The sequence below is a fragment of the Collinsella sp. CLA-ER-H8 genome, from assembly GCF_040092335.1.
Lineage (GTDB): Bacteria > Actinomycetota > Coriobacteriia > Coriobacteriales > Coriobacteriaceae > Collinsella.
In genome coordinates this window covers 35,588-41,789 of sequence record NZ_JBBNLU010000017.1, presented here as the reverse complement: position 1 = coordinate 41,789, position 6,202 = coordinate 35,588, and the positions used below count along the sequence as shown (strand labels likewise).

Here is a 6,202-nt window from a genome sequence, read left to right as displayed (position 1 = left end):
CAAGCCCATAAGGAGGGCCTACGAGGCGTGGGTCGAGGCCGGACTTCCGCTCGATTGGGACAGGCAAGCCTTCGAGGCCGAGCGCAAAATGGATTCTAAAAAACACCTTGCCAAATAGGAGCGTCAGGACGCAAGAAACCCCTGCCGCACGAAGTGCGCAGCGGGGGTTTCTTGCATGTCCGAGGACGTTCTGAAAAGTAACTTCAGGGCGGGCCCGGACAAACAACCGACTACAGGTCGATGTGCGATTCCTTGATCGGGAACGGCTCCGCGAAGTGGCAGGCGCAGCAGTGGCCCGGGGCAACTTCCTTAAACTCGGGAAGCTTCTCAGAGCAGATACCCTGCGCGATCGGGCAGCGCGTGTGGAAACGGCAGCCGGTCGGCGGATCCAGCGGCGACGGCGGATCGCCAGCGAGGATGATGCGCTTGCGCGTCTTCTGGATATCAGGATCGGGCACCGGCACAGCAGACAGCAGCGACTGCGTGTACGGATGGTGAGGCTCGCTATAGAGCGTCTTCCAGTCCGAAACCTCAACCATCTTACCCAGATACATAACGGCAACGCGATCAGAAATGTGCTGTACGACAGAGAGGTCGTGAGCAATGAAGAGATAAGCCGTACCGAACTTGTCCTGGAGCTCCTTAAGAAGGTTCAGAACCTGGGCCTGAATGGATACATCAAGTGCAGAGACAGGCTCGTCGCAGATGATCAGCTTGGGCTTCAGAGCGAATGCGCGAGCGATGCCGACACGCTGGCGCTGGCCGCCCGAGAACTCGTGCGGATAGCGGTTGATGTGCTCGGGGTTCAGACCGACGACGTCCAGCAGCTCGCGGACGCGCTCGATACGCTCTTCCTTGGTACCCACGCCATGAATGGTCATGGGCTCGGAGACGATCTCGCCGATGGTCATGCGGGGATTCAGCGAAGCATAAGGATCCTGGAAGATAAACTGCATCTCGCGACGCATGTCCTTGATCTCATGCTTGCTCATCTCGGCAACATCTTTACCCTGGAAGAACACCTTACCGGCGGTCGGCTTGGTCAGGCGCATGATGGTACGGCCCGTGGTGGACTTACCGCAACCAGACTCGCCGACCAGGCCAAAGGTCTCGCCCGGATAAATCTCGAACGAAATGTCATTCACAGCAGAGACGACACGCTTGGAGAAGCGCTTGGCGAACATGCCGGACTCAGCGGGAAACTCCTTAGAGAGATGCTCGACCTTCAGCAGCGGAGTACGCTCGTTGGTATCTGCCATTACGCCTCGCCTCCCTTCTTGGAATCCTTGCGCGTACGGGACGTCTCAGGAGCGTTCTTGAGGAACTCGGGGTCACCGGAATAGTGGCACGCAGAGTAATGACCAGAATCGGTAACAACGCGCTCGGGGCGCTGCTTGCGGCACTTGTCCGTCGCATAGGGGCAGCGAGGAGAGAAGACGCAGCCCTCAGGCAGGTTCATGAGCGAAGGCGGGTTGCCGTGAATCGGCGTAAGAGGCTTCTTCTCTTCGATGGCCTGCTCCGGGATGGAGCGGATAAGGCCCCAGGTGTAGGGGTGGCGGCTCTCGTAGAAGATTTCCTCAGCAGTACCGAACTCGACGGGACGGCCGGCGTACATAACCATGATCTTGTCGGCCATATCAGCGACAACGCCCAGGTCATGGGTGATCATGATGATGGCGTTGCCGTTCTTCTCCTGCATTTCCTGCATAAGCTCAATAATCTGAGCCTGAATGGTAACGTCCAGAGCCGTCGTGGGCTCGTCGGCAATCAGGATATCGGGATCGCAGGCAAGAGCCATAGCGATCATGACACGCTGACGCATACCGCCGGAGAACTGGTGCGGATACTCATTGACGCGCTTCTCGGGCTCGGGGATACCCACGAGGTCCAAAAGCTCGGTAGCGCGCTTGAGCGCCTCCTGCTTGGAGTAGCCACGGTGCAGACGAAGGCCCTCGCCCACCTGCTTGCCGATCTTATAGACCGGGTTCAAGGAGGTCATAGGATCCTGGAAGATCATCGCGATGTCGTTACCGCGAATGTGCTGCATCTCTTCCTCGGTCATCTCGAGGATAGAACGACCGCGATAGCGAACGTCACCGCCCTCGATCTTTCCCGGAGGCATCGAGATGAGGCCCATGATGGTCATGGCGGTCACGGACTTACCGGAACCGGACTCACCGACGACACCCAGGGTCTCGCCGCGATCGAGCGTGTAGGAGACACCGTCGACAGCGCGAACAACGCCATCCTCGGTGTGGAAATACATCTTAAGGTCATCGACCTCGAGCAGATGCTGGCCCTCGGGAACCGGCTGGTCCTTCAGGTCCACATAGTTCTTGTTCTTCTTCATCCTTATGCGTCCTTCATCTTGACGTCGAGGGCGTCGCGCAGACCGTCACCCAGCAGGGTGAAGGCGAGCACCGTCGAAAGAATTGCCAGACCGGGCATGATCATCATCCAGGGAGCAGTCAGAAGATACTGCTGACCGTCCTGAATCATGGAGCCCCACGAAGGCGTAGGCGGAATAACGCCCATGCCGAGGAAGGACAGAGCGGACTCGGTCAGAATGGCGCCACCAATGTTCATGGTCGCGTAGACCACGATGGAGGCGACAGAGTTCGGGAAGATGTGACGCACAACGATACGAGCATCAGATGCACCCATCGCGCGCGCAGCGTCAACATAGTCGTTTTCCTTGACCGTCAAGATTGCAGAGCGGAAGACGCGCGCAATCGAAGGCCAGCCGAGAATGCCGATGGCAAAAAAGACGTTCTGAAGACCACGGCCGATAACGGCGATCATGGCGACAACGAAAAGCACGTACGGGAACGCCAGGAAAATATCCGCACAGCGCATGATGATCGTATCCCAGATGCCGCCGTAGAAACCGGCCAGAGCACCCATGACCAGACCGATCACCGTGGAGATCGCAGTGGCCATAATACCGACGGAAAGCGAAACACGTGCACCGTAGATAACGCGAACGAGAATGTCACGACCAAGGGCGTCGGTGCCAAACGGGTGCTCTGCACACGGAGCCATCAGCGACGTCTGGGCCATGGTGGTTGAGTCGGAAGCCGTTGGCGAACCGAGCCAGGGCTTAGCCCACAGATCTGCGGTCAGGGCAACCACAACGACGATGATGATCCAGCAGACACCGATAACGGCGAGCTTGTTCTTACGAAGACGCTTAAAAGCGTCGCCCCACAGCGTGCGGGACTTGGCGGGAGCAGATGCGGCCTTGGTGGCGGTAGCCTGCTCCTGAGACTGAGGATCAGTTTCCTGCATGAGACGTACCTCCCTTAGGCCTTATCCGACGGACCGCCAAGGCGGATGCGCGGGTCGAGGAATGCATAGCTAATGTCGACGAGCAGGTTGATCACCATGACGACGACGACGATGAGCGTAACGCCGCCCATAACGATGGGCCAGTCACGCATGCTAATGGCGCGATAGACCTCATAGCCGATACCGGGCCAGTTGAAGACCGTCTCGGTCAGGATGGCGCCCGAAAGCATGCCGCCAAAGTCGACACCAATATAGGTAACGACGGGGATGAGTGCATTCTTAAGCGCATGCTTGATGATGATCGCGCGATTGGAGAGACCCTTGGCTTTTGCCGTACGAATGTAATCCTGGTTCATGACGTCAAGCAGCTGCGAGCGCATAATGCGGGCAGCATAAGCGGTCGAAACCGAAGCCAGCGTAATGGTCGGAAGCACATAGTGCATCCAATCCTGATACTGAGAGCTGGCACCGCCGGCACCCGAGATCGGCATGGAGAATGCACCGCCCGTGGCGTCCTTGAGAATGACGCCAAAGAACAGTTGCAGCAACATACCGAGCCAGAAGGCCGGGACGGCAACGAGGATCGACGTGGTGAGCGTTACCAAAATATCCCAGAAGGAATAACGCTTTACCGCCGAAATGATACCCGCACCGATACCCATGATTGCCTCGAGCACGATGGCGCACGCGGCAAGCTTGACCGTATACGGATACTTCTGGGCAAAGATTTCCGTAACCGGCAGCTTGCGCTGATACGAATTGCCCAGATCGCCATGAAGCAGGCCGTTCATGTAATACAAGTAACGGTCCACGAGCGACGTTTGAACGGGGTCGCCGTTCTCGTCAAGGATCGCGTTGCCGTCCTCGTCCGACTGGACCAGGTGATAGCGGACGCGAAGCTGAAGCTCCACCTCGGGGGACAGAGCCTTGTCTCCACCGATCAGCTTGATCGGATCTCCCGGCACGATATTCTGGAGGGCGAACAAAATCAGCGTAACGCCCAAAAACACCGGGATGAACTGAAGCACACGTTTAACGATGTACTTACCCATACCACTCCCCTATCTAGGGATTAACCTAAATGGGATGCCGATCGCCAGACCGGCATCCCAAAATTACCATCAGCCAGTTTACCCCAGGTTAGGGAGAACTGTATGTTTCCCATGAGGTCTACGTAAATACTTGACCCTCACGGAAGCTGCAAACTCTTAGGCGAGCTCAGCGGTACCCAGATCGGCGTGCTTCTGCGGATCGACATAGAGGTGCTTGATGCGATCGGAGCCGGCGATGGTGTGCGTGTAGAACATCACCGGGATGACCGGGCAGTCGGCAGCGACCATTGCATCGGCCTCCTGCATCTTAGCGACGCGCTCTTCGTCGTCAACCGTGGTACGGGCCTCGTCGACCTTGGCGTCGAACTCGGGGTTGTTGTAACCAGAGCGGTTGTCGCCACCGAGGGAGTCGGAGTGGAACAGCGGATACAGGAAGTTGTCCATGATCGGGTAGTCAGCAATCCAACCCAGACGACCGAACTGATAGTTAAAGTTCTGATACTGCTCGAGCAGGGCAGACCACTCGGGGGTATCGGAGACAGCGGTAACGCCAACCTTGGCGAGGTCGCCGATGATGGACTCCATGATCTCCTTGTGGCCACCGTCCTGGTTGTAGGAAAGGGTCACGTTAATGCCACGATCGCCGTTAGCACCAGCGGGAGCAACCTTGTCGAGGTACTCGTTAGCCTTGTCGACGTCGTAGGCGCAGAACTCCCATGCGCCCTCCTTGTAGCCATCGATGCCCGGAGGAACAATGCCGTCGGCAGGGGTACGGGTACCCTTGAAGATGGTCTTGCAGATGGCCTCACGGTTGATGGCCAGGGAGATACCCCTGCGCAGGTCGGCGTTGTTGAACGGCTCGGCCGTGTTGTTGCAGGTCAGGTAGTAGGTGGAAGGCTCGGCGCCGAGCAGCATGCGCTCGCCGTCACCCATGGTGTAGCCGTCCTTGGACACGCCGCGATCCTTCTTGGCAGCGTCGATCTGAGCAACGGGAACGTCGCAGACATCGAGGTTACCGGCCTGGAACTCCTTGTAAGCGGTCTCCATGTCCTTGATGACCTGGAAGTGGATGCCATCGATCTTGGCCTTGTCGCCATAGTAATCGTCGAACTTCTTGAGGTTGATCTCCTGACCATCCTCCCACTTGCCGTCCATCATGAACGGGCCGTTACCGACCGGTGCAAGGTAGAAGCTCTTGACATCGGACTCGGCGCACTCGGGAACCGGGGCCAGAGCCGGGTGAGAGGCGACGAAGGGGAAGTCGGCGTAAGCGGAAGACAGCTTGACGACGAGGGTCTCATCGTCGGGGCAAGTAACACCGCTGAGCTCGGTAGCGTTACCGGCAAGCAGGTCGTCATAGCCCTCGACCATGGAAAGGTGATAGGAGACCTCGGAAGGGCCGTACTCGGTAGCGATGGCCGACTTGGTGTTGACCAGACGCTCCCAACCGAGCTTGAAGGACTTGGAGGTAACGTCGTCACCGTTGTGGAACTTGGCCTTCTTGATCTTGAAGGTAAACTCGGTGGCGTCGTCGTTGGCCTCAAAGGACTCGCAAGCCAGCGGAACGATCTCGCCCTTCTCGGCGTCATAAGAGGTCAGAGCGTCAAAGAGCTGGTACTCGACCTGAGTGCCCTGGTCCTCCTGGACATTGTAGGGGTCGATGCAGACCGGGTTGTTGATGTAGAAGTTCAGCGTCGAACCGGACTCAGAACCGGAAGCGTCGCCGCCCTTCTTGCCGCATGCGGCAAGAAAAGCCATGGAGCTCGCAGCGAGGGTGCCGCCAACAAAGGCGCGACGACCCATAACGGGCTGGTGGAACATAGAATCAGCCATGCCATCCTCCTTATGAGATAGGACAAAGA

5 protein-coding genes are annotated in these 6,202 nt (G+C 57.9%); all 5 read right to left on the bottom strand.

Going from position 1 to position 6,202, the window contains the following annotated elements:
• Nucleotides 1–230: 230 nt before the first annotated feature.
• The 5 genes from AAAX72_RS09030 to AAAX72_RS09010 all read right to left on the bottom strand — a co-directional run bounded on the left by AAAX72_RS09030 (nt 231) and on the right by AAAX72_RS09010 (nt 6,173).
• Nucleotides 231–1,259 (bottom strand): dipeptide ABC transporter ATP-binding protein, encoded by a 1,029-nt coding sequence (locus AAAX72_RS09030; protein WP_022094888.1) that lies wholly within the window; start codon nt 1,257–1,259, stop codon nt 231–233.
• A complete protein-coding gene (locus AAAX72_RS09025; protein ID WP_349130051.1) occupies nt 1,259–2,350 on the bottom strand; it encodes an ABC transporter ATP-binding protein in 1,092 nt (363 codons plus the stop codon). The genes AAAX72_RS09030 and AAAX72_RS09025 overlap by 1 nt, the downstream gene beginning before the upstream one ends.
• 2 nt (nt 2,351–2,352) lie before the next feature.
• Entirely contained in the window at nt 2,353–3,288 is a 936-nt protein-coding gene (locus AAAX72_RS09020; RefSeq protein WP_349130050.1) for an ABC transporter permease, read from the bottom strand.
• Nucleotides 3,289–3,302: 14 nt separating this feature from the next.
• Nucleotides 3,303–4,340 (bottom strand): ABC transporter permease, encoded by a 1,038-nt coding sequence (locus AAAX72_RS09015; protein WP_195520694.1) that lies wholly within the window; start codon nt 4,338–4,340, stop codon nt 3,303–3,305.
• A 156-nt stretch (nt 4,341–4,496) separates the two neighbouring features.
• The gene (locus AAAX72_RS09010; RefSeq protein ID WP_229077154.1) at nt 4,497–6,173 is read right to left on the bottom strand and encodes an ABC transporter substrate-binding protein; all 1,677 of its coding nucleotides are present in this window, start codon (nt 6,171–6,173) and stop codon (nt 4,497–4,499) included.
• Nucleotides 6,174–6,202: the final 29 nt, after the last annotated feature.